Source organism: Flavobacterium sp. GT3P67 (assembly GCF_004349155.1).
GTDB lineage: Bacteria > Bacteroidota > Bacteroidia > Flavobacteriales > Flavobacteriaceae > Flavobacterium > Flavobacterium ranwuense.
The window spans coordinates 100,348-125,930 of the sequence record NZ_SMLF01000011.1 but is presented as its reverse complement, the minus strand read 5'-3'; the positions used below and the strand labels follow the sequence as shown (position 1 = coordinate 125,930).

The window sequence follows — 25,583 nt, the reverse complement described above, 5'->3', positions numbered from 1 at the left end:
TACCAAAAGATAGCTTAAAAGTTTCAGAAGTTGGAACGGTGTAAGATACATCAGCCGATATTGTATTTTCAGTAGTTGGCCCAATTTTATCATTTATAATTGATACCCCCAATCCTAAATTAGTTGCGTTAAGGGGAGTATTTACAGACACGGCATTAGTCACCGGAGCACCATCTAATCCTACCCATTGCGTACGATGTAAGGCAAAAATACTTAAGGCGCCTCTAGACCCAGCATAAGCGGGATTAACATTTATTGTGTTGTACATGTATTGCGTAAATTGCGCATCTTGTTGCGCAAAACTTACAATGGCTGTAAACATCAAAACGAAAGAGAATAGTTTTGTTTTCATAGTAGCTGTTTATTATTTTAAATTATCTATCAAACTGATTTGTAAGAATCCGGCAGATCAATTGATAAATTTGATAACTGTTATCAGTTAGTTGAAATAGGGCTATTGCAGTTGTTGTTATTATACCTGAGAACAAAAAGTCCTCAGGCATAAAATTTGATTATTTAGTAAGGTATAAATACCCGTCTTTTTTATTCATTATAATTTTTCCATCATTATCAACCGAAGTATAATTCAAGATGTAAAAGTAAGTACCGGCAGGTAATCCTGATGATTTACTAATAGTTGCTCTACCTTCAGAGAACCCTTTAAAGGCTTTATCGGTATTGTTATATCCTTTGGTTTCAAAAACCAATACACCCCAACGGTTATAAATTTCAACAGTATTATCAGGATAACATACGGTATCATCAATATTGTCGATTACAAATACCTCATTGATTCCATCTCCATTTGGAGAAAAAGCGTTGTGAACTAATACCGTTCCACAAGCTAATACAATACCACCACAACCAGTATTCACAGTCATTGTAACTCTTATCGTTCTAGGGCAAGTTGCGTCATTAATTTTATATTCAAAAATATAATCTCTTGCTGAAAGACCAGAAGCATTAAGAATACTTCCTTGTAAACCGCCAGAATTATTTACATCAATCCAAGTTCCGTTTGTAGGAGTGCCCACAGGTAATAAATCGTTTAGATTGGTTGTTGTGATTTCTCCATCATTACAAATTGAGCTGTTTATAGTGACAATACTATTAGGAATAGTAACATTGATGATTTGAATAAACTCTGATGCATTTCCACAAGCATCAGATACAGACCATTTTCTTACGATCGAATAAGAATTTTCGGTTCTGTTTATGATGTTTTCAGTAAAAATAGCCGGAGAAACTGTAGAACAATTGTCTACAAATACAAGTTCAGGTTTAGCAGGAATTACATCACAATTCACATTAATAGTTGAACTGAACTGAGAGGCGGTTGTTGGGCCAACAGTATCTTGAACATTTATGGTTTGTGAAGCCGTAACAGTATTTCCACATGTGTCAGTAGCAGCCCAAGTTCTAGTTACAGAATAGGAACCAGCACATTGACCATTTGTAGTCACATCTGAGAAAGTCAAAGTAAGAGTCGAACCACATCCGTCAGTTGCAGTGGCTTGGGCGAATACAGGCGTTGCAGGACAAGAGATAGTTGATACTCCCGGTAATGTAGCAATAACTGGAGCAGTTGTATCTTGAACATTAATGGTTTGCGAAGCCGTAGCAGCATTTCCACAGGAATCCGTAGCAGTCCAAGTTCTAGTTACAGAATAAGAACCAGCACATTGACCATTTGCAGTTGCATCTTCAAAAGTCAAAGTAAGAGTCGAACCACATCCGTCAGTTGCAGTGGCTTGAGCGAATACAGGCGTTGCAGGACAAGAGATAGTTGAAACTCCCGGTAATGCAGCAATAACTGGAGCAGTTGTGTCTTGAATATTTATGGTTTGTGAAGCCGTAGCAGCATTTCCACAAGCATCAGTAGCGGTCCAAGTTCTAGTTACAGAATGAGAACCAGCACATTGACCATTTGTAGTTACATCCGCAAAAGTCAAAGTTACAGTCGAACCACATCCGTCAGTTGCAGTTGCTTGAGTAAATGCAGGCGTTGCAGGACAAGAAATAGTTGACACCTCCGGTAAAGCAGTAATAATTGGAGCAGCTGTATCTTGAACATTTATGGTTTGTGAAGCCGTAGCAGCATTTCCACAAGCGTCTGTTGCAGTCCAAGTTCTAGTTACAGAATAAGAACCAGCACATTGACCATTTATAGTTTTATCTTCAAAAGCTAATGCTACAGTCGAACCACAATTATCAGTTGCAGTAGCCGTAACGAATACAGGCAAAGTAGGACAAGAAATAGTTGTTGCCTCAGGCAGTGGATTAATTACGGGTGCTACAGTATCAATTACATTAATGATTTGTGAAGTAGAAGATGAGTTGCTACAAGCATCAGTAAATCTCCAAGTTCTTGTAATAACAAATGAGTTCGGGCAGTCACCTTGAACAATTACATCAATTCCTTCAGCAGTGATTTCACTATTGCAATTATCAGTTGCTGTAAGTGATGTTATTGCAGGAACGTCTGTGGCACAAGCCACGGTTATAGTTGCTGGAGCTTCAGGAGCTATAGGAACAGTCGTATCTATTACACTAAACGTAGCTGATGTTGAAGAGCTATTTCCACATGCATCTTTAACGGTAAATATTACAGTTACTGCAGATGAACAGTCGTTAGAAAGTGTATTAAAGTTATTAGTCCAAGTTACATCGGAACAATCGTCTATAGCTGTTGCTCCACCATTATTTGCTAACCAATTGCTTATGGAATTTTGATTCCCTTGTCCATCACATTCAACAGTTATATTTGAAGCAATGACATTAATAGTTGGAGCCGTTTTGTCTTGAATAGTAATTACTTGAGTAAATACAGGAGAAGTGTTTCCACAATCGTCATTTACAGTCCAAGTATTGGTATACGTTCCGGAATTGGCACATTCAGAAGAAGCTACAAACGTACCGTTTACTTTAATGACATTAGTTACATTAGTATCACATAAATCAGTTGCAGTAGGGAATAACGCTTGAGCGGTTGCCAAAGCTTCCATATCGCTACATTCTACAGTAGTATTTAAAACCGTTGCTTGAGTAGACCAAGTTGGAGCACTAGTATCTTGAATGGTAATCACTTGAGTAAATACAGCTGAAGTGTTTCCACAATCGTCATTTACAGTCCAAGTGTTGGTATAGGTTCCTGCATTGGCACATTCAGAAGAAGCTACAAACGCACCGCTTACTTTAGTGATATTGGAAACATCCGTATCACAATTGTCTTTTGCTATTGGATTAAGTGACTGGGCAGTTGCCAAAGCTTCCGGATTATTGCATTCGATTGAGGTATTTAAAGCATCAGTTGCAGTAATCCAAGTTGGAGAATTAGTATCTATAATTTTAATAGTTTGAGTTGAACTAGCTTTATTTCCACAGGCATCGGTTACTGTCCAAGTTCTAGAAATTACTTTATTTCCTATACAAAGACTAGTAGGTTTCAAACAAACACTTTTAAATTTAACACTACCATTTACATTAGCTTGTTTTTTTGAATATATAAACCAAGTGCCGTTCATAGACCCTGTAAATTCTTCAAAACTAGAAACAAAAGAAGATACTCCAAGAATACTATTTGAAGAAGTAATTTCTCCATTTGGTATTAAGTTTTGACTAATTCCATCTTGAATAAAATCGTTATTATTCCATTTTGTATAACCTGAATTATTAGGGTAAAAAACAGGTAAATATAGTTCTTGAGTATTTGATGATGCATTATCACATTCTCCTCCTTCACAATAAGGTCCAACTAATTTAACTGCTTGACCATTTGGAGCAACTAAAATAAATTCAGCTCTACCTTTACCTTGATTTGTTTCGAATGCCAAACTAATTTTTTCAATATTAGCGGCCGTTAAATTGTCAAAACCAGATATGGTGAAAGGAAAATAATTTCCAGTTCCAGCATTTATTTCTTGTTCATCCGAACTTCCAAAACATTCAGAATCAACAAAGGTAGCTAATGGATTAGAATCGCAATTATCTTGAATATTTGTTACTGTTCCAGTTGAATTAGTACTAATGTCAGCAAGACAATTTGCATCACTTGAAAGTGTTATGTTTGCAGGGGTTGTAAAAGTTGGAGCTGTTGTATCCTGAACTTTTATTGTTTGAGTATGCGTAGTTTTATTATTACAAGAATCAGTAGCTATCCATGTTCTTAAAATAGTAGAAGAACCAGGACAATTTCCAGGGGTTTCTGTTTCAGAAAAATTAATTGTTGCAATACCACAATTGTCTGTAGCTGTCAATGTTTTTACAACTGGAATAGCTTTACATTCTACGGTTATGTTAGATGGTAATGATTCATTAAAAGTTGGAGCTGTATTGTCAATTACTGTAATAGTTTGAACAAAATTAGCAGAAGTATTTCCACAACCATCAGTAAAGTTCCAAGTACGGATTCTTACATAAGCATTGGTACAATTAGGATCAGCAGTTGTAGTATCACTTACTAAGACCTTAGTTGGAGTAAGAGTACAATTATCTATAGCACCAGGAGATAACGCTAATGCAGCAGTTATACCGGCAGTATTGTTGCATTGTAATGTTTGATTTAGCGAAGCAACAGTTGTACTTAGAACGGGAGCTGTATTGTCAATCACTGTAATAGTTTGAACAAAATTAGCAGAAGTATTTCCACAACCATCAGTAAAGTTCCAAGTACGCACTCTCACATAAGCATTGCTACAATTAGGATCAGCAGTTGTAGTATCACTTACTAAGACCTTAGTTGGAGCAAGAGTACAATTATCTGTAGCACCAGGAGATAGCGCTAATGCAGCAGTTATACCGGCAGTATTGTTGCATTGTAATGTTTGATTTAGCGAAGCAACAGTTGTACTTAGAATAGGAGCTGTATTATCAATCACTGTAATTGTTTGAACAAAATTAGCAGAAGTATTTCCACAACCATCAGTAAAGTTCCAAGTACGCACCCTCACGTAAGCATTGGTACAATTCGGATCAGCTGTTGTAGTATCACTTACTAAGACCTTAGTTGGAGCAAGAGTACAATTATCTGTAGCAGCAGGAGATAACGCTAATGCAGCAGTTATACCTGCAGTATTGTTGCATTGCAGTGTTTGATTTAGCGAAGCAACAGTCGTACTTACTACTGGAATGGTATTGTCAATCACTGTAATGGTTTGTATAAAATTAGCAGAAGTATTTCCACAACCATCAGTAAAGTTCCAAGTACGCACTCTTACATAAGCATTGTTACAATTCGGATCAGCTGTTGTAGTATCACTTACTAAAACCTTAGTTGGAGCAAGAGTACAATTATCTGTAGCTGCAGGAGATAACGCTAAAGCAGCAGTTATACCAGCTGTATTGTTGCATTGTAGTGTTTGATTTAGGGATGCAGCAGTAGTACTTATAATAGGTGCTGTATTATCTACTATAGTAACAGTTTTTGTACAAGTTGAGGTACATCCATTGGCATCAGTAATTATTAATGATAACAAGAAAGTTGCATTACAACCGGAACCAGTAGTTACTGAAACCGATTGAGAATTTGTACTTCCAATTATTGACCCGTTTCCTGAAATACTCCATGTATAAGAAGCACTGACTGAAGCTAAATAAATATTAGAAGAAGATGAAGGACATAATGGACCATCTGAACCTGATATAGAGCAGGTGGGTGGCTGATTAACGGTTATAGTTACATCATCAGTTACTGTACATTGTGATCCTGGACCAGATATAGGACCAGTAACAACTGTAAGTCGGAATGTTGCTGCAGTTCCAGTGATGCTAACATTTGAATTGAGATTTGTTGGGTCATTTATGGTAGCGGAACCACTTAAAACTGACCAAGTTTTGGATATAACTTGATACCCATTGCTAGGAACTGCTGATCCTTGAAGCGTATATGGCAATCCTGAACAAACAGTAGCATCATCTCCTGCATCAGCACTTCCTAGGGTAAGGTTATCAATAGCAACTGGATTAAAAAAGTCTTTAATCGCTGCAGTAGATGATGTAGAAGTTTTAGATTTAACAAAAACAGTTTTTATTTTTAGACTTGTACATGGATCAATTGCTCCTAATACTGCTGTTAAATTTACTGCTGATTCAATAAATGTGTTTTGAGGGTAATTATTAACCCCAAATGCTTGATAAGGTACAGGAATATTACTTGTATTTCCTGCCGCAAATACGGAGTTAAGCGGTAGAGCTGAAAAATAGGTTTTATATTCCCATGTACTTCCATTAAGTTCCCATCGTTGAATGTCAAATTTAGCAATACCACTTTCAAAATATACTGTTAATAAAAAATCACCCAATGTTCTTCCGCCAGTTGAAGCTGGTGCCGAAGTAGCGAAACCAGTAGTTGTTTTAGTCATAGGCGTTTGAAGAAATTCAAAATCAACATAAGCGTTTCCATTGTTACTTAGACGATCAGCTGCAAAAATAACCCATACATTTCCATTTGAATCAGTAGTTAAATGGATCAATGCGTTATTCATGTCAGTTTTATCATTGGCTGTACCGGATGTCGATGTCCAACTGTTTGGATTGTCGCCTACTTTATCTCCTCCACCAAAAATGTTATCAGCAGAAGCGTTATACAGGTCATACAGGTGATAAGAAGTTCCGGTATTTAAAGCGCCACCTGAATTATTAAGTATAAAACCGCCAGTACCCGTCCCGTCCGTCCAATCTCCCGTGGCTGAATTTGCAATAAGCGTTCCATCAACATTAAATCCTCCACTTGGGGAATTAACGGGAGCAATACCTGGACCAATTTGCGCAAGTGTGACCAATGGAAAGCTTAAAAAAGTTAATAAAAAAATAGCAAATAGCCTTGTCGAATTAGTAAAAGTTGATTTCATATTGATTTGTTTTAAATCGTTAGAAAGTGAAATGATTATACATAGCAAAATTCATATTTGAAAATTGTTGTACAATTTGATGGATAAATAGTTCTTGTTGAACTTTCATACCTAAAAAAATCAGAAATAATGTACATTGAATATGCTCTCAAGTAACTCATTAGTTGACTGCAATAGAAAACTTTTCTTGATTGAAATCCTAAAATGGATATTAGGTCATTGCAATGCTTTTGTACGTCGAATTGAGAATTTAGATTACCAACAAACATGAAGAAAGCTAGTAAAAGGAAAGTAATTTTTGAATTCATACAATCAAATTTTAATTTATTATTTATAAAACTGACGATTGTGGTATTGTTTTTTAGTCTTAATTATAATGTATAGAAATATTTAATATCATCTAATATTATTGACTATAGAGGGGGGCGTTTTGGTTTGGAAATTAGAATAGGAGCAAGCTGAACTACCTGGTTTTTGTTTTGGAGTAAGTTTTTTTCATGATACTCAACTATTTTAGTTAAAAATGCAATGATTTGTCAAACGGCAAGAATTTTGCGAGTAAATAGTATTGCTTGATTTTTTCATCGAATTTGAAAAATTAAAAAGTCTATTTTTTAATTTTTTTGAATCAGTTCCAGATTTATATTTCAAAATTTAGGTCTAAAAATTTAGGTGTATTTCTAAATTTTTTTCAGGGATGAAAGCTTTCTTTTTTGGGGTTAAAGAATCTTTTCCTCGTAAAGCAATTATCTGTTTTTTAGATGTTTAACAGACTTTTATTATATACAATCAAAATTACAAAGAATTAGCAAGATTGATTTTTTTTTTCTACCAGTAACCTAAATACTCGTTGAAGTGTAATTTTTAATTAAAAAAGCATTTTTTCAATTAAAAACTTTAACATTTATTTAGTTTTAAAATAAGTTAACCCTAATAATTTTAAAATATTATTATAAAAAAGTTAAGGAAGGAAAAAATAATTATTAAAATGGAGTTAAAAATTATAGAAGAAAAGAATTATGAATATGATTTTTTAACAGATTTTTTTAAATAGCTTACTTAGAAAACGAATGCTTTTGGTTGTGAAATTTAAATTTTCGCTTTTGATCGCATTCTATATTGTTTTTAAAATTAGTACTAAGAAGAAAGGTTGTCATTTTTAGAATTAAGTTCAGAGTTTGAACTTCGTCAAAAGACATGTTGGTCTTTCAAGTCAAAAATGTAACAAGCAATGAAAAGTAGCTTGAGCCACCCATTAACAGGAGTTATTCATGTTGATGAGTTTATGGTTGGGGCCCAGAAGTAAATAAGAAAGGGAGAAGTAGAGGATTGAAGAAGTTGGTTGTTCTTGCCTTAGAAATTTTAGAGGACGGTGTTGGACGTGCTTATGAAGTCAAAGAACATTCTTAGGCAATAGAAAGGGACTATTTTAAATAAATATACTTAAAAGAAGTTACAATATTTACTGATAAATGGAGATGTTATAGTCCGTTGAAAAAAGATTTTTTTAACCTGAAACAAGTAGACTGGGATGACGGAAAAAACTTTAAAGAGTTACATATTCACATAATGAATATTAAAGGATGGCTTAGAGGAATATATCATCATTGTAGCAAAGAACATATGCAGGATTATTTGAAAGAATATCATTTTAGATATAATAGAAGGTTAAATATGGAAACAATATCCGAAGTGTTAATAAGAAAGATGGTTAATTACAAAGTAATTTCAGTAAAATCAACAACTAACAAGTACGATTAAAGCGCCTATACCTATAAATTTATTATTTGATGGCTTATAAAAATTAAATTAACCCAACAATAATGAAGGATTTAGGTAGGGTATGTATCTCAAGTTTATATTCATTAAACAGTAATGATTTTTCTTCTATTCCTTTTCTTTAGTACCATTTTATTGAATAAAAAAACTGCCCAAAATTACTTTGGACAGCTTCTAATAAAATATATTTATTCGTTTACTTATTGAGGTTGTGTAACAGTATTCTTTTGTAAAGTTACGGCAGTTTGTGCCAACATTCTTCCGTTTATTGTTGCGCCAGTTTGTAAATTAATCCCCGTCATTCCTAATATCGTTCCTTCAAAATGGCTAGTAGTTCCGCATGTAACCGCATCTGCAACTACCCAAAAAATATTTTTGGCTTGTGCACCTCCAGTTAAAGTAATTCTAACCCCGGAGCTCAATTTAAGAGTTTCTGCAACTTGGAAAATAAAAACATCTGTTGAACTACCAGAAATAGTAATATCTGTAGGTATGATTAGTGCAGTTGACCATTTATATAATCCAGGAGTAAGTGTTTTTCCTCCAATATCCCCAGCACCCAAATTTAAAAAATCAGGATTAGATCTTCCGGCAGCATCTGTGTATGCGGTTTCCATATCTCCAATAGCAACTGTTAATCTTGTAGCGTTAGTGATACTACATGGAAGTGGTCCCGCAGCATCAACTGTGTATATTGTCCCTACAACTTCGTTACATTCAACTAAAACAGCACCACCAGTAATTGGACTTGATCCAATGTCACCAGTAATAGTTGATTTGTAAACATTTGTAATTCCTGATTTTGAAAGAATTGCAAAATCCCCTGCAATTCCAAGATTGACGGCATTCAATGAACTAACTTTTGCGGAAGTACCAACTGATTTACCAACTGCAGTATGGTTAGATGATATTTTAGGAGTTGAAGCAGCAGAAGTTCCAGAAGGAGTAACAATATCATTATTTTGATCACAACTAGACATTAAAACAACCAATAGTACTGCTATGATTGGGAATAATTTGTTTTTTTTCATTTTTTTTGTTTTATGTTGTGACTTTATTGTCAAGAAACAAATGTAACTAACTTATTATCAATTAAGTTACACAATATCAGTTAAATGTTGTTTAATTATCATGTATGTGAATATTAATAATTATTATTGTATAATCGCTGGGATAAGTTAACACTTCGATAACGTAGAAATTCTTTCCGTGCCCACAAAGATTGGTTGGCAATTTGAATGCTAAATATTTATAAATGCACTTGTGTTTATGGGTACGGATTGCAAATGAGCACGGTCATACACTATTAATTAAAAACAAAAAAATAAAACTATTAACATTAAAAATAGTATGAAATGAAAAAGACAACATTGTTTATTTTTGGATTTCTAATCTCGTTTGGACTTGGTTTCTACGTGAATACTTTGGTTTCAAACAAAAACGACAACAAGAGTGAGATTAAGCAATCAAATAATAAAAACAATATAAAAAAAGAGGAAAATATGAAATTAGGAGCGTTTTCAGTAAGTCTTAATGTCAAGGACATTCAAGTATCAAAACAATTTTATGAGAATCTGGGGTTTTCAGTGTTTGCAGGTAGTTTAGAAAAAAATTATCTCATAATGAAAAATGAGAATTCACTAATCGGGCTTTTTCAAGGAATGTTTGAGAATAATATTTTGACTTTTAACCCAGGTTGGGATGAAAATGCTAACAACATAGCAAAGTTTGACGACGTTAGAGAAATTCAACGGAAACTAAAAAGTAAAGGTCTCAAAATAGACCCTGAAGTGGATGAGAAAACTTCTGGACCCGCTGGTTTTATGGTAACTGATCCGGACGGAAATGTTATTTTGATTGACCAACATCGTTAATTTATTTTCGCATTATTAAATCTCGGATATATCTTTCGATTCAATAGTAAAAATGCCTTACGTGTTTCTAAATAGGATCAATTCTCATCTAAAAATATAATTAAATTCAAATGTTAGATAAAAAATACTACGTAAACGGACAAATTGCCCATGAGTTAGTTGGGGACCAATTGACTTATTTTTTCAAAAATGGAAAAGTAAAAGCAAAAGGCACTTTTATCAATGGACTGATGGAAGGAGAGTGGCTGTTTTATCGGGAGACCGGGCAACTTTGGCAAATTGGAAATTTCAAAAATAGCAAGAAAAACGGTTCTTTTATTCGGTATGACAGAAACGACGAAGTAGAATATCAAGAGACTTTTGAAAACGATAAAATCATTAAAAACAAAAAATGAACACCATAATCCTCAAAACGGAACGATTAATTCTAAGGCCAATTACACTATTGGATTTAGATTATATTCACGAATTGCATTCTTTGAAAGAAACGGATGAATTCAATACGTTAGGAATTCCGGCAACTATCGAAGAAACAAAACTACTTTTAGAAAAGTGGATTTTTGAAAATAACAAAACACTTACGACCCATTTTACTTTTGCGGTCGAATTGAATACTGGAAATCAAATTATTGGATTAATTGGAATCAATTTGGGGAAAGTAAAATATAAAAATGCCGAAGTTTGGTTTAAACTCCATAAAGACCATTGGAACAAAGGCTACGCAACGGAATCTTTGAAAGAAATACTTCGTTTTGGTTTCAATGAACTTAATCTTCATCGGATTGAAGCGGGTTGTGCGTTGGGAAACATTGGTTCTATCAATGTTTTGGAAAAAACGGGAATGACAAGAGAAGCCCACTCCCGAAAATTATTGCCCTTATCATCCGGCTGGTCCGATAATTACGGTTACGCTATTTTAGCAACCGATTAATCATTCGCTCATGCTAAAAAAAGTAACTTTTATATGATTCCAAGAATTGAAACGCTACCTGAGAAAAAGTTTGTTGGTAGACGAATAACACTTTCGTTATCCAATAATAGAACAGCGGAACTTTGGAAAAGCTTTATGCCAAGGCGAAAGGAAATCCAAAATAGTATTGGTACAGATTTGTATTCCATGCAAAAATACGATGCTTCGTATTTTAATACTTTTAATCCAAATGCTGAATTCGAAAAATGTGCAGCCGTTGTTGTTACTGATTTCAATGAAATTCCAGAGGCAATGGAACCGATTACTTTGACTGGAGGATTGTATGCCGTTTTTATTCATAAAGGAGATGCATCGACAGCTTCAAAAACATTTCAGTATATTTTTGAAACTTGGTTACCCAACTCTGAATATATTTTGGATGATAGAATGCATTTTGAATTATTGGGAGAAAAATACAAGAATAACGATCCCAGTTCTGAAGAGGAAATTTGGATTCCAATCCAACTCAAAAAATAAAACATCTATTTTCGCCACGTCCCGAGGATTCGGTATCACTAATTAGCATGAATTTTTTTAATTTCTAAATAAAATTCGTGTGAATTGATTTTGTTAGTTCTGTTATTTGTGTGGATTCATGGTTAATTTTTATTATGATGTGTTTGTGCTGCAGTTTTGGTCACAAAATCAAGGATGAACCCAATACATTTTGAACCATTGCCCTTACTTTATAAAAAAAAACATTATTAAATAATTGGTTTTCAGACAGTAACAATACTATTTCCAGCAAAATTCATAAATTTATTTACTAACTTTATATCTTGTTTCATTAATTAAATTTAAAAAAATGGAAAAAGACATCAAAGGTTATGCCTACGGGCAAGTAGGGCAATCACCTGTAAGCATTGCCGATTTAGAGCTCCTTAAAAAAACGGTATTATTTACAGAAGAAGATGAAAAAAATCTACGTCTTGCAGGCGAAGTATTAAAAGACCAAACAAATGAGATACTTGACCTTTGGTATGGTTTTGTTGGCGGTAACGAACACCTGGTTCATTATTTTTCTAAAAACGGACAGCCCAATATGGACTATCTCACAGCTGTTAGAGCTAGGTTTGAACAATGGATTATGGACTTATGCAACAAACCATATGACCAAACTTGGCTGAACTATCAACACGAAATTGCTTTGAGGCATCACAGTAGTAAGAAAAACAAAACGGACAATGTGGACACCGTTCCTATTATCCACTACCGTTATATGGTAGCATTTATTTTTCCAATTACTGCAACTATCAAAGGATTTTTAACTAAAAAGGGACACAATGTCGAAACTGTGGAAGCAATGTATTCCGCTTGGTTTAAAGCCGTAACGCTTACTGTAATTCTTTGGACGTATCCTTACATCAACAAAAATGAATTCTGATTGAAATCCTATCTCAAAAAAATGGAATAGCCGGATTTTATTTTTTCTCATCAAAAGATTAATCGGGTTATTCTTTTTCACCTAATACAAAATAAAGACAAAATCTCCCGATTTTAAGCTCCTAATAAGTTAGATTAAATAATCTTTTAGAAGTGAAAAGCAAAAAACATTTATATGAATCCCAGAATTGAAACGCTACTGGAGAAAAAATTGATTGGCAAACGAATAACACTTTCGTTATCCAATAATAAAACAGTAGAACTTTGGAAAAGTTTTATGCCAAGGCGAAAGGAAATCCAAAATAGTATTGGTACAGATTTGTACTCCATGCAAAAATATGAAGCTTCGTATTTTAATACTTTTAATCCCAATACTGAATTCGAAAAATGGGCAGCCGTTGCTGTAACTGATTTTAATGAAATTCCAGAAGCAATGGAACCGATTATTTTGGATGGAGGATTGTATGCAGTTTTTGTTCACAAAGGCGATGTATCGACAGCTTCAAAAACATTTCAGCATATTTTTGAAACTTGGTTGCCCAACTCGGAATACGTTTTGGATGATAGAATGCATTTTGAATTATTGGGAGAAAAATACAAGAATAACGATCCCAGTTCCGAAGAGGAAATTTGGATTCCAATCCAACTGAAATAAGATTCCTGATTATTTATCAAAAACACAATAGTAATAAATGACAAAACCACTGCCGGTACAATAAGCAGTGGTTTTGAACAAACAGGAATCAATAATAATTAGTCAAGCAATCTCACTATTGCCAGCCACCGCCAAGGGCTCTGTACAATTGAATAATGGCTTTATATTGTTGGAATTTATTGTCTATAAAGCTTAGTTCTGCATTCAAAGCATTGTCTTTTACAGTCAGAACTTCTAAATAATTGGCCAAACCGTACGTCAACAATTCATCCGAATAATCAGTGGCTTTATTCAACGCATCCACTTGTTTTTCTCTAACGGTGAGTTTATACGTTTCATTATTGTACTGAGCCAAAGCATCCGAAACTTCTTTTCCGGCGGTCAATAACGACTGCTCAAACTGAAGATAAGCTTTTTCCTGATTGGCTTTTGCAATTTCAAACTTCGTTTTAATTTGTCTTTGATTAAAAATAGGCTGAGTCAATCCCGTAATCACGTTTGCAAAAATCGAATTGACACTAAACCATTCTTTCAAATCAATACTTTGAAGTCCACCGGTAGCAGTAAGTTTTAATGTTGGATAAAAATTACTTTTGGCCACATTAGTCTGTTCAAAATTTGAAATCAAGTTGTATTCCGCTGCGATTACGTCAGGTCTGTTTCGTAACAAAGTTGCAGGAACACCAAGCGTAATTGTAGGTTGCATGGATTGTGACTCAAAAGTGTTTCTTTCAATTTTTGCAGAACCTTCACCCATGAGAATACTCATGGTATTTTCAAGAATGATGATGCTATTTTTTAAATCGGCAATGATAATTTCGGTACCATATTTTTGAGCTTCGGTTTGCTTCACGCCAACTTCGGTTACATTACCGGCATCTTTTAATGCAATAATAGTTTCGATACTTTGGTTTCTGTTAACCAACGTTTTCTCTGCTAGTTTTATTTGCGCATCAACCGAAAGCAATTGATAATACGTTGCTGCAATGTTAGCAATCAATTGCGTTTTTACCGCTTGCTTTGCAGCTGTTGTTTGCAGATAAGCGGCATTTGCAGCACGCTTGTTGCTTCTTATTTTTCCCCAAATATCAGCTTCCCACGAAAGACTTCCAGTCAACTGATATTGATTGGTGCTTCTGTCTTGCAACAGAGCACCAAACTGACTGTTTTTAGAAAGCTGTTGATGTGTCCAATCGGCACCTGCAGAAAGAGTGGGGAAGTACCCCGCTTTTCCTTGTTTCATAGTTGCTTCTGCCGCTGCAATATTTTGCATGGCAATTTTGATATCAAGGTTATTTTCTAACCCTTTTTTGATATAACCCTGTAAAAGCGGATCCGTGAAAACGTTTTCCCAAGCTACATTGGCAAGTGAAATGGTATCAGTTGAAATGATTTCATTTCGGTATGAATTTTCCGTTTTTAATTCCGGTCGTTTATAATCTTTGGCTACAAAACAGGATTGCATTACCATTGCTGTTACAACAAGTACTGCTATTTTATTTAACTTATTCTTCATTTTCTTCGTTTAAAAGTATAACATCAGATTCTTTTTCTCCGAATGGTTTTCCAGTAATTCTTTCCTGTAATCCTTGGAAGATGATGAACAAAATAGGGATTACAAATACCCCTAAAATTGTTCCAACTAACATTCCGCCAACTGCTCCCATACCGATAGAACGATTACCAACAGCTCCAACACCAGTAGCCAAAGCCAAAGGTAATAGACCAAATATGAAGGCCAATGAGGTCATTAAAATAGGACGTAAACGTGCTTTTGCTCCTTCAATAGCGGCTTGTGTAATATCCATTCCTTGTCGTCGTCGCTGGATAGCAAACTCAACTATCAGAATGGCATTTTTCGCTAGTAGTCCTATAAGCATTATCAGTGCAACCTGGAAATAAATATTGTTTTCCAATCCTGCCAATTTCACAAAACCAATCGCTCCGGCAATACCCACAGGTAGTGAAAGCAATACTGATAATGGAACTAAATAACTTTCATACTGGGCACTTAATAAGAAATAAACAAATATTAAACTTAGTAAAAACACCCAAATTGCTTGAGTTCCAGCCAAAATTTCTTCACGGGTCATCCCCGAGAATTCATAACTATACGTCTTTGGTAAATGCTTTTCGGCAACTTCCTGAATGGCTTTAATGGCATCTCCAGTACTGTAACCCGGATTTGCTTTTCCGTTCACGTTTACCGCTTTCAACATATTAAATCGGGCAACAGCTTCAGGTCCGTAGATTCTTTTTAAATCTATAAATTGGCTAATTGCAACTTGTTGTCCGGCAGCATTTTTTACATAAATATTATTGATTGAAGCTTCGGTCGCTCTATCAGACGGTTTTGCCTGAATCATGACACGGTATTGTTTCCCAAATTTGTTGAAATCCGTGGTATACAATCCTCCATAATAGCCTTGCATCGTATTGAAAATATCCGAAATAGATACTCCAGCATCTTTGGCTCTTTCCACATTAATATCCATTTGGAATTGTGGGAACGTTGGATTAAAATTGGTCTGCGCATATTGAATTTCGGGTCTTTTCATTAATTCTCCCAAAAATTCATTACTCACTTTACTCACCGTAGCCCAATCATCATCTCCTTTATCTTGAATCTTCAATTCGAAACCATCAGCTGAACCAAAACCCTGAACACTTGGAGGTGTAAAAAACAAGGCTCTTGCATCTTTAAAGTGAGCTGTTTTTCCAAACAGTTCTTTCACCACTGCATCTACTGATTGATTGGCTTCCTTACGGTATTTCCAGTCTTTCAATTTGATTACTGTAAAGGCATAAGAACCTCCATTTACACTATTCAATAAACTGAAACCTACAACACTCATTCTGGCTTCAACGATATCCATTGAACCTAAAATAGTATCCAATTCTTTTACTGCTTTTTGAGTTTTCTCCAATGTCGTTCCTGGAGGAAGTGTTAAATCGGCCATAATAATTCCACGGTCTTCATTTGGAATAAATCCAGATGGCGTAGTTTGGAATAATATAAAAGTGATTCCAGAAAATACGATTAAAGCAACCACTGTAATCCATTTTTTTCTGGCCAAAAATCCCAGAGACTTAACATATCTATTATTCATTCGATCAAAACTAGTATTGAAAGCCAAGAAAAATCGATCTTTCAAATTTGCATTATGATGATCAGAATCGGCATGTGGTTTTAAGAATAAGGCACACAATGCAGGGCTCAGCGTCAAAGCATTAATTGCAGAAATTAAAATCGCAATTGCCAATGTAATAGCAAACTGCTGGTAAAATACTCCCGAAGGTCCACTCAAGAACGACACCGGGATAAATACTGCGGCCATTACCATTGTGATGGAAATAATCGCACCTGTGATTTCACTCATTGCTGAGATGGTTGCTTCTTTTCCTGATTTTGCTCCTTCATCCAGTTTGGCGTGCACCGCCTCGACGACGACAATCGCATCATCGACGACAATCCCAATGGCGAGAATCATAGCGAACAAAGTCAACATATTGATAGAGAATCCAAATAATTGCAGGAAGAAAAATGTACCTACAATAGCCACCGGAACTGCAATCGCAGGAATTAAAGTAGAACGAAAATCTTGCAAGAAGATGTATACTACAATAAATACCAGAATAAAAGCTTCAATTAATGTTGTGATTACTTTATCGATAGAAGCATCCAGAAATGTTTTGGTATTAAATGGAATTACATAGTCAACTCCTTTTGGGAAGTCTGGTTTTGTATCTTCCAAGATGGTCATTACTTCTTCAATAATATCTTGTGCGTTTGAACCTGAAGTTTGAAATACTCCAACAGCAACACCTTGTTTACCCATTGCGATATTCTTGGTTCCATAATTGAAACCTCCCAATTCTACAGTGGCAACATCTTTCAGGTGAAGGAAATTTCCATTTCCGGTAGATTTTATAACAATGTTTTCGTAATCTTTTATTTCAGAAAGTCGTCCTTTATATTTGATTACATATTCATAAACACCTTCGGCATTTTCACCAAATTTCCCTGGAGCAGCTTCTACATTTTGTTCTTGTAAAGCAGCTTGAATTTCTTTTGGAGAAACATTATACGTAGCCATTTTTGCAGGATCTATCCAAATTCGCATCGAGTAATCTTTGGCACCAAAAACATTAACTTGTCCAACACCTTTTACACGTTGTAATTTTGGTACTAGATTTATTTTGGCGTAATTCTGGATATAAGTCTCGTCAAAGTCTTTGTTATTGGAATATAAAGCAAAGAACATCAAGGCACTAGTCTGGCTTTTCAGGGTTGTAACTCCTGTCTGTACCACTGCTTGAGGCAATTTACTGATAGCACGGGCAACTTTGTTTTGAACGTTTACCGCAGCAATATCCGGGTCAACACCAAGTTCAAAATAAACGGAGATTTTAGCAGAACCATCATTTGCTGCAGAGGAAGTCATGTATGTTATTCCTTCCACACCATTGATTTCTTCTTCCAATGGAATCACGACACTATTCAATACAGTTTCTGCATTTGCTCCGGTATACGTAGCACTGACTTGAACTGTTGGAGGTGCGATTTCGGGGTATTGTTCAATAGGTAATGACATCAATCCCAAAACCCCCAAAATGGTTATTAGAATCGAAATTACAGTCGAAAGAACAGGTCTTTCAATAAAAGTTTTTAGCATCTTGTGAATTATTATTTAGCTGGAGTTGATGTTGCTGTTAGTTGAATTTCATTTTTTGTTTGTTGAGGAACAATTACGATATCATCTTTTAATTTTGATGCGCCTTCAATTACCACAACATCGCCTTCCACAAGACCTTCTGTTACAATGAAATTCAAATCAGATGTTCCGTTTGTAGTAACAATTCTGGATTTTACCTTATTTTCTTGACCTACAACATAAATCAGTTGTTTTCCTTGTACTTCAAAAACGGCATTTTGGGGAACCAGAATTACTTCTTTTTGAATAATTGGTAAACGGATAATCCCGCTGCTACCGCTTCTTAGTACTCCTTCAGGATTTTTAAATTCTGCTCTGAACTGCGTAGTTCCTGTTGTTGGATTTACCAGACCGTTGATTGTTGCGATTTTTCCTTTTTGATCGTATTCGGAATTGTCAACTAAAAGCATGGAAACTTCTGGAGCCGCCTTTAATTTTTGTGCAGTTGTTGCCCCTTTGAAAGTCTTATTAAAAAGCAGCAATTGTTTTTCATTCATCGAAAAATAAGCACGAACAATTTTTGTGTCAGAAACCGTGGTCAGCGGCATTTCGCTGGTTGAACTCACTAAACTTCCTTCGCGGAAAGGCAAACTTCCGATAACTCCATTTACGGGAGAAACGATAGTTCCAAAACCAATGTTTGCAGCAATACTACCATATGCACTTCTGGCCTGAGCTAATTTTGCTTTAGCAGTTTCTAGCTGAACATTACTGATTATTTTTCTGTCTACTAAAGGTTTTAATCGGTCAACTTCAACCTGAGCTGCTTTCACCATTGCTTTTGCAGCTGAGGCATCTTGGTTTAAAGTTTGTGTTTCTAATTTGAAAAGCAATTGTCCTTTTCTCACAAGCTGACCTTCATCAACATAGATTTTTTGGATAAATCCATTTACTTTTGGACGGATTTCTACATTTTGCTGCCCTTCAAGGTTGGCGGTATATTCTTGATAAACAATTGCATCTTGTAAGGTAACAGTTTGAACTGGAAAAGGAGCAGCCACTATAGAAGGCATTTGCTGTTCTTCTTTTTTGCCACATGATGCTAAAATTAGCAAAACAAATATTGAAAATATTGAAAGTTTTCTCATTTTTATAATTGGGTTTTTGGATTTATATTTAGGTGTTATTTCTTTCTATTTCTTTGAATTTTTCGATCGTTTTCATCAAAAGTTCTTCCACTTCGCAAACATGGGATTTATAGGCTTTGACATTTTCCATATTGCATTGTTCTTCAGCACACGAGACTGTTTTCTCTCTGTAAATGATTAATTTGTCTATTATTTTTTTTTCAAAATCAAGTATTTTGATATAATTTGTCAATCTTTCACTGAATGGAGAAGGCTTGAAATATTTTTTTCGGTCACCGGATAAAGTGTAGTAATTTATTTTATCCATTTTTAGAAGCAGATTCAAGTTGGTTGAAATAGAGCTTTTACTGGCACCCAGTTTTTCGACTATTTGTTCAAAAGTTAATCCGGTCTTGCAGCCATCAATTATAAGTAATGCAAGAATTCTGGAACATAATGGCGGTATATTGTATAGTAACTCAAAATGAATTCCGAACATTTCGATAAGTTCTTCTCTCTCTTTTTGTATTGCAGCCATGATTTTTTTTGCAAAATTACAGTTAGTTCGCAATTTACCGAACTAAACGAACTTAAATTTGTGTTAATTTTTTCAACAAACTGTTTCTCTAGGTTTTACTATTTGGTTTTTGTTTAAAATCTAAAGTTTAGCCATCAATTAGTTCTATTTAAATTAAAAGTTAGTTCGTGATAAAAAAATGCTTAATATTGAAAAGTCAATAATTACCATCTGTTTATATCTTATCAAACCAAATTAATTTAATTATGAAATCTAAAAACTTGAAGAATTCTTTTTTAATAATTGCCTTATTTTCTGCTACGGTAGCTATGGCGCAACACAAATATGTGAACACTCCACCGGAGGTTTCTCCAATGCCAATGAAACCCGAAATGACGGAAATTTGGGAACCGGAAGTAAAAGCAATCACGCCTGCTAAAACCCTTGGAAACGCACCTTCAGATGCCATTATTTTATTTGACGGTAAAAACTTAGAGCAATGGGTAAGTCAAAAAGATGTAAATAAGCCTGCAGGATGGAAAATTGTTGATAAAGACTATATGGAAGTTGTTCCAGGTTCTGGAGCCATTCAAACCAAAATGACCTTTGGTGATTGTCAGTTACATCTGGAATGGAGTGCACCGGATGTCGTTTTAGATGGTGGACAGGCAAGAGGAAACAGTGGTGTATTTTTCCAAAACAGATACGAATTGCAAATATTGGATTCCTACAATAACAGAACGTATAACAATGGTCAGGCAGGAAGTATTTATAAAGATCATCCGCCATTGGTAAACGCTGTAAAGACTCCATTAGAATGGAATACTTATGATGCGATTTATACTGCTCCTCGATTCAAAGCTGATGGCAGAATTGATGCTCCGGCCAGAATCACTGTGTTTTTGAATGGTGTTTTAGTGCAAAATAATACTACCATAAATGGGTTGACACTTTACATTGGTTTGCATAATTACCCTACGTCTCATGGCGATGATGTTATTTCGCTTCAAGATCATGATTCAAAAAACCAATTCAGGAATATTTGGATAAGAAAACTTTAACAAAGCATAGAAACGGAGCGCTAAAAACGCTCCGTTTTTTTTTGGCTCCAAATCACAATCAGGAACGTTTCTGTTTTGGAATCTAATTTACTTATATTTGTTGACCTAAAAAAAAAACTTAATAGTGAGTCAAATCAATAAGCTAAAAATATTCAATGATCCCATTTATGGGTTTATTACGATTCCAAATGCCTTAATTTACGATTTAGTTCAGCATCCTTATTTTCAACGTTTGCGTCGAATTTCCCAAATGGGATTGTCGTATTTAGTATATCCTGGCGCAAATCACACCCGTTTTCATCATGCCTTAGGTTGTATGCATTTGATGCAAAAAGCAGTCGATGTATTGCGTTTCAAAGGGGTTTTAATATCTCCTGAGGAAGAAAATGCCTTGTACATTGCTATTTTATTGCATGATATAGGTCATGGGCCTTTTTCACATGCTATGGAAAAAAGTATTGTTGAAGATGTGCATCATGAAGAAATATCTCTATTATTTATGAACCAATTGAATTTAGAATTTAACGGTCAGTTAAGTTTAGCAATTCAGGTTTTTAAAGGAGAATACAATAGAAAATTCATGCTGCAATTGATTTCCAGTCAATTGGATATGGATCGAATGGATTATTTGAAACGTGACAGTTTTTACTCGGGAGTGGCAGAAGGGAATGTCAACTCAGAACGACTGATTCAAATGATGAATGTGGTAGACGATTATTTAGTAATTGAAGAAAAAGGGATTTATTCCGTAGAAAAGTTTTTGATGTCCAGACGATTGATGTATTGGCAGGCATATTTACACAAAACGAGTTTAGTGGCAGAGTTAATTTTGATGAAAATCTTAAAACGCGCCAAAGAATTAACGCTAAAAGGAGTGCAGTTGCCTTGTAGTGAACCATTATTGTTTTTCATGCAAAACAAAGTCACCATAGATACATTTGACGCAGAAACGTTGGATTTATTTGCTCAATTAGATGATTTTGATATTATTGGAGCATTAAAATCGTGGCAAAAACATGATGATTTTATATTGTCCTCATTGAGTAAAATGATTGTAAACCGAGATTTATTAAAAATTAAATTAACCAGTGAAAAAGTAGCGATTGAGGAATTACAGCCACTAAAAGAACGTTTTGCATTGGAAAATAATATTTCATTATTAGAAACCAATTATTTTATTTTTAAAGGCAAAATAAAAAATCAAGCTTACAGTAAAGAGGCAGAACCCATACGGATTTTGAAAAAAGACTGTACCATTGAGGACGTAATTGAATCTTCTGATCAGCTGAATTTAAAATCATTATCTAAATTGGTTACCAAGTATTACATCTGTTTCCCAAAACAACTACTATAAAAACACCATTTAAAATCTATTTTTTTATATTTTTGTCGCGATGAAATTTACAGCAGAACAAATAGCAGGGATTTTAGAAGGAGAAGTTGTTGGGAATCCCATGACAGAAGTTTTTAGATTGTCAAAAATCGAAGAAGGCACTGAGGGATCGCTTACTTTTTTATCAAATCCTAAATATCTTAATTATATATATTCCACAAAAGCTTCAGTAACAATTGTTAATGAGACTTTTGTACCGGAATCACCTTTAACTACCACATTAATAAAAGTGCAAGATGCGTATGCGGCATTTTCTAAATTATTAGAGTTTTATAATCAGGTGAAATTGAATAAAAGTGGAATAGAGCAACCTTCTTTCCTGTCACAAAGTGTAAAATACGGAGATAATTTATATCTTGGTAGCTTTAGTTATGTCGGACAGAATGTAGTTTTGGGTGAAAATGTAAAAATATATCCTAATTGTTTTGTTGGAGATAATGTCATAATAGGGGATAATGTAATATTATTCGCTGGCGCAAAAATCTATTCGGAGACCGTAATCGGGAATAATTGCACCATTCATTCTGGAGCTATAATAGGTGCGGATGGCTTTGGTTTTGCACCAAATCCTGACGGGACGTATACTAAAATTCCACAAATAGGGAATGTAATTATTGAAGATAATGTAGATATAGGCTCTTGTACAACTATTGATAGGGCTACAATGGGTTCTACCATTATCAGAAAAGGAGTGAAGCTTGACAATCAAATTCAGATTGGGCATAATGTTGAAATTGGTGAGAACACCGTAATTGCCGCTCAAACGGGTGTTGCAGGTTCTACAAAAATTGGAAAAAGTGGCATGATTGGCGGACAAGTTGGAATCTCAGGACATTTAACTATTGGTAATAATGTTCGAATCCAAGCGCAATCAGGTGTGGGACGAAATATAAAAGATAATGAAATCTTGCAAGGAAGCCCTACATTTGGATACAATGATTTCAGTAAATCGTATGTTCATTTCAAGAATTTGCCTAAAATTGTTGCAGAAATAGAAGAATTAAAAAAACAAATATTAAACCAAAAAAATGGAAACAATGGTTAAACAGAAGACCATCAAAACAGAAATTTCGCTAACTGGAGTTGGATTACACACAGGAAAAGAAGTAAAAATGACTTTTAAACCTGCTCCAGTCAATAATGGTTTTACTTTTGTTCGAGTAGATCTGGAAGGACAACCTATTATTGAAGCAGATGCGAATTATGTTGTAAACACGCAAAGAGGAACCAATTTAGAAAAATTAGGCGTAAAAATTCAAACGCCTGAACATGTTTTAGCAGCACTAATTGGTTGTGATTTAGATAATGTAATCATTGAATTGAATGCTTCTGAACTTCCTATTATGGATGGTTCTTCAAAATATTTTGTTGAAGCGCTTGAAAAAGCAGAAATAGAAGAACAGAACGCTAAAAGAAATGTATATGTAGTAAAAGAAGTTATTTCTTTTACAGATGAAGCTTCTGGCAGTGAAATATTGGTAATGCCAAACGATTATTATTCAGTTACTGCAATGGTGGATTTTGGTACTAAAATACTAGGTACTCAAAATGCTACAATGAAAAGTATTGCTGACTTTAAAACTGAAATATCTGAGTCAAGAACCTTCAGTTTTTTACATGAACTAGAATCGTTGTTAGAAAACGGTTTGATAAAAGGAGGCGATTTAAATAATGCCATTGTTTATGTAGACAAAGAAATTTCTGCATCAACCATGGAGAGTTTAAAAGTAGCTTTTGGAAAAGACGAAATAACCGTTAAACCAAATGGTATTTTAGATAACCTTACGTTGCATTACCCAAATGAAGCGGCAAGACACAAACTGCTTGATGTGGTGGGTGATTTAGCTTTAATTGGAACAAGAATTCAAGGGAAGGTAATTGCCAATAAACCAGGTCATTTTGTGAATACACAGTTTGCCAAAAAAATGGCTAAAATCATAAAAATAGAACAAAGAAATCATGTTCCTGCTTATGATTTGCATCAAGAGCCTTTAATGGATATTCATAAAATTATGGCGGTTCTTCCTCATAGACCACCGTTTTTATTGATTGACAGAATCATCGAAATGTCAGAAACTCATGTTGTGGGGATGAAAAATGTAACAATGAATGAAAATTTCTTTGTTGGTCATTTTCCTGAAGCTCCGGTTATGCCAGGTGTTTTAATTGTAGAAGCCATGGCACAAACAGGAGGGATTCTGGTATTAAGTACCGTTCCTGATCCAGAAAATTATTTGACTTATTTTATGAAAATAGACAATGTCAAATTCAAACATAAAGTATTACCTGGTGATACTTTAATTTTTAAGTGTGATTTAATTACTCCTATCAGAAGAGGAATTTGTCACATGCAAGCAAATGCTTACGCAAATGGAAAACTAGTTGCTGAAGCAGAATTAATGGCTCAAATTGCCAAAAAACAATAGATTTAGATTAAAACTAAAATCCTCCATTTGAAAAAATGAGATTGACGTTTGTATTCTGATAAATAAAAAAATAAAAAATAGCTGATGAATCAACCACTAGCCTATGTTCATCCAGGCGCCAAAATCGCCAAAAATGTTGTCATAGAACCATTTACAACCATTCACAATAATGTAGTTATTGGGGACGGAACTTGGATAGGTTCGAATGTTACCATTATGGAAGGCGCGAGAATTGGAAAAAATTGTAATATATTCCCTGGTGCAGTTATTTCGGCGGTTCCACAGGATTTAAAATTTGGAGGAGAAGATTCTTTGGCAATAATTGGAGACAATTGTACGATTAGAGAATGTGTAACGATCAATAGAGGGACAATTGCATCCGGACAAACTACTTTAGGTAATAATTGTTTGGTAATGGCAACAGCACATATAGCTCACGATTGTCACATTGGCGATAATGCTATTATTGTAAACGGAGTAGCTTTGGCTGGTCACGTTACCGTAGGTAAATTTGCGGTTATTGGCGGATTGGCAGCAATTCATCAATTTATCCACATTGGAGATCACGCCATGATATCAGGCGGATCTTTGGTAAGAAAAGATGTTCCGCCTTTCACAAAAGCAGCAAAAGAGCCTTTGTCGTATGTTGGTATTAACTCTGTTGGATTAAGAAGACGCGGTTTTACAACTGAAAAGATCAAAGAAATTCAAGATATTTATAGAATTTTGTATCAAAAAAATTACAATACAACCCAAGCTTTGGGTATTATTGAAGCAGAGATGGAAGCGACACCGGAAAGAGATGAAATCATTGATTTTATTCGAAATTCATCAAGAGGAGTAATGAAAGGATATTCTGGAAATTATTAAGAATAAGTCGTTAATCAAATTAGCA

General features: G+C 34.7%; 19 protein-coding genes. 12 read left to right on the top strand and 7 right to left on the bottom strand.

Annotated features, from left to right (window positions below):
• Together E0H99_RS15885 and E0H99_RS15880 are read right to left on the bottom strand one after the other, a co-directional pair.
• A partial coding sequence (locus E0H99_RS15885; RefSeq protein WP_131997845.1) for a PorP/SprF family type IX secretion system membrane protein occupies positions 1-352 on the bottom strand: 352 nt, incomplete at its 3' end.
• A gap of 160 nt (positions 353-512) precedes the next feature.
• Positions 513-6,848: a gliding motility-associated C-terminal domain-containing protein gene (locus E0H99_RS15880; protein ID WP_131997842.1), complete on the bottom strand. Its 6,336-nt coding sequence runs from the start codon at positions 6,846-6,848 to the stop codon at positions 513-515.
• Between the two features lie 1,437 nt (positions 6,849-8,285).
• Between E0H99_RS15880 and E0H99_RS17670 the strand changes: the two genes are divergently transcribed.
• Positions 8,286-8,609, top strand: a complete 324-nt coding sequence (locus E0H99_RS17670) for a transposase (RefSeq protein ID WP_131997867.1) — start codon at positions 8,286-8,288, stop codon at positions 8,607-8,609.
• Between the two features lie 218 nt (positions 8,610-8,827).
• On the opposite strand, the gene E0H99_RS15870 is transcribed toward E0H99_RS17670, so the two are convergent.
• Positions 8,828-9,658, bottom strand: a complete 831-nt coding sequence (locus tag E0H99_RS15870) for an ice-binding protein (RefSeq protein WP_131997839.1) — start codon at positions 9,656-9,658, stop codon at positions 8,828-8,830.
• 471 nt (positions 9,659-10,129) lie between these two features.
• Between E0H99_RS15870 and E0H99_RS15865 the strand changes: the two genes are divergently transcribed.
• The 6 genes from E0H99_RS15865 (at position 10,130) to E0H99_RS15835 (ending at position 13,509) form a co-directional block, all read left to right on the top strand.
• Entirely contained in the window at positions 10,130-10,501 is a 372-nt protein-coding gene (locus E0H99_RS15865; protein WP_131997864.1) for a VOC family protein, read from the top strand.
• A 110-nt stretch (positions 10,502-10,611) separates the two neighbouring features.
• On the top strand, positions 10,612-10,896 hold the full coding sequence (locus tag E0H99_RS17270; protein ID WP_165930234.1) for a toxin-antitoxin system YwqK family antitoxin: 285 nt from the start codon (positions 10,612-10,614) through the stop codon (positions 10,894-10,896).
• Entirely contained in the window at positions 10,893-11,432 is a 540-nt protein-coding gene (locus E0H99_RS15850; protein WP_131997836.1) for a GNAT family N-acetyltransferase, read from the top strand. The genes E0H99_RS17270 and E0H99_RS15850 overlap by 4 nt, the downstream gene beginning before the upstream one ends.
• Positions 11,433-11,465: 33 nt before the next feature.
• The gene (locus E0H99_RS15845; protein ID WP_131997833.1) at positions 11,466-11,948 is read left to right on the top strand and encodes a GyrI-like domain-containing protein; all 483 of its coding nucleotides are present in this window, start codon (positions 11,466-11,468) and stop codon (positions 11,946-11,948) included.
• A 328-nt stretch (positions 11,949-12,276) separates the two neighbouring features.
• Positions 12,277-12,855 carry a protoglobin domain-containing protein gene (locus tag E0H99_RS15840; protein ID WP_131997830.1) on the top strand — a complete coding sequence of 193 codons (579 nt, stop codon included), beginning with the start codon at positions 12,277-12,279 and terminating at the stop codon, positions 12,853-12,855.
• A 174-nt stretch (positions 12,856-13,029) separates the two neighbouring features.
• Positions 13,030-13,509, top strand: coding sequence for a GyrI-like domain-containing protein (locus E0H99_RS15835; protein WP_131997827.1), 480 nt, complete (start codon positions 13,030-13,032; stop codon positions 13,507-13,509).
• Positions 13,510-13,624: 115 nt separating this feature from the next.
• Here E0H99_RS15835 and E0H99_RS15830 read toward each other — a convergent pair whose 3' ends face one another.
• Genes E0H99_RS15830 through E0H99_RS15815 form a run of 4 tightly spaced genes read right to left on the bottom strand, consistent with a single transcriptional unit; the run spans position 13,625 to position 19,829 of the window.
• Positions 13,625-15,025: an efflux transporter outer membrane subunit gene (locus E0H99_RS15830; RefSeq protein ID WP_131997824.1), complete on the bottom strand. Its 1,401-nt coding sequence runs from the start codon at positions 15,023-15,025 to the stop codon at positions 13,625-13,627.
• Positions 15,015-18,185 carry an efflux RND transporter permease subunit gene (locus E0H99_RS15825; protein WP_131997821.1) on the bottom strand — a complete coding sequence of 1,057 codons (3,171 nt, stop codon included), beginning with the start codon at positions 18,183-18,185 and terminating at the stop codon, positions 15,015-15,017. The genes E0H99_RS15830 and E0H99_RS15825 overlap by 11 nt, the downstream gene beginning before the upstream one ends.
• A gap of 11 nt (positions 18,186-18,196) precedes the next feature.
• Positions 18,197-19,312, bottom strand: coding sequence for an efflux RND transporter periplasmic adaptor subunit (locus E0H99_RS15820; RefSeq protein ID WP_131997818.1), 1,116 nt, complete (start codon positions 19,310-19,312; stop codon positions 18,197-18,199).
• Between the two features lie 28 nt (positions 19,313-19,340).
• Entirely contained in the window at positions 19,341-19,829 is a 489-nt protein-coding gene (locus E0H99_RS15815; RefSeq protein ID WP_131997815.1) for a GbsR/MarR family transcriptional regulator, read from the bottom strand.
• A gap of 245 nt (positions 19,830-20,074) precedes the next feature.
• On the opposite strand from E0H99_RS15815, the gene E0H99_RS15810 reads away from it, so the two are divergent.
• The 5 genes from E0H99_RS15810 to lpxA all read left to right on the top strand — a co-directional run bounded on the left by E0H99_RS15810 (position 20,075) and on the right by lpxA (position 25,558).
• Positions 20,075-20,869, top strand: a complete 795-nt coding sequence (locus tag E0H99_RS15810) for a DUF1080 domain-containing protein (protein WP_131997812.1) — start codon at positions 20,075-20,077, stop codon at positions 20,867-20,869.
• A gap of 124 nt (positions 20,870-20,993) precedes the next feature.
• Positions 20,994-22,223, top strand: a complete 1,230-nt coding sequence (locus E0H99_RS15805) for an HD domain-containing protein (RefSeq protein ID WP_131997810.1) — start codon at positions 20,994-20,996, stop codon at positions 22,221-22,223.
• Positions 22,224-22,263: 40 nt separating this feature from the next.
• A complete protein-coding gene (gene lpxD / locus E0H99_RS15800) occupies positions 22,264-23,307 on the top strand; it encodes a UDP-3-O-(3-hydroxymyristoyl)glucosamine N-acyltransferase (RefSeq protein ID WP_131997807.1) in 1,044 nt (347 codons plus the stop codon).
• Positions 23,300-24,688 carry a bifunctional UDP-3-O-[3-hydroxymyristoyl] N-acetylglucosamine deacetylase/3-hydroxyacyl-ACP dehydratase gene (locus E0H99_RS15795; protein ID WP_131997857.1) on the top strand — a complete coding sequence of 463 codons (1,389 nt, stop codon included), beginning with the start codon at positions 23,300-23,302 and terminating at the stop codon, positions 24,686-24,688. Before lpxD ends, E0H99_RS15795 begins: the two co-directional genes overlap by 8 nt.
• An 84-nt stretch (positions 24,689-24,772) precedes the next feature.
• On the top strand, positions 24,773-25,558 hold the full coding sequence (gene lpxA / locus E0H99_RS15790; RefSeq protein ID WP_131997804.1) for an acyl-ACP--UDP-N-acetylglucosamine O-acyltransferase: 786 nt from the start codon (positions 24,773-24,775) through the stop codon (positions 25,556-25,558).
• Positions 25,559-25,583 lie beyond the last annotated feature (25 nt).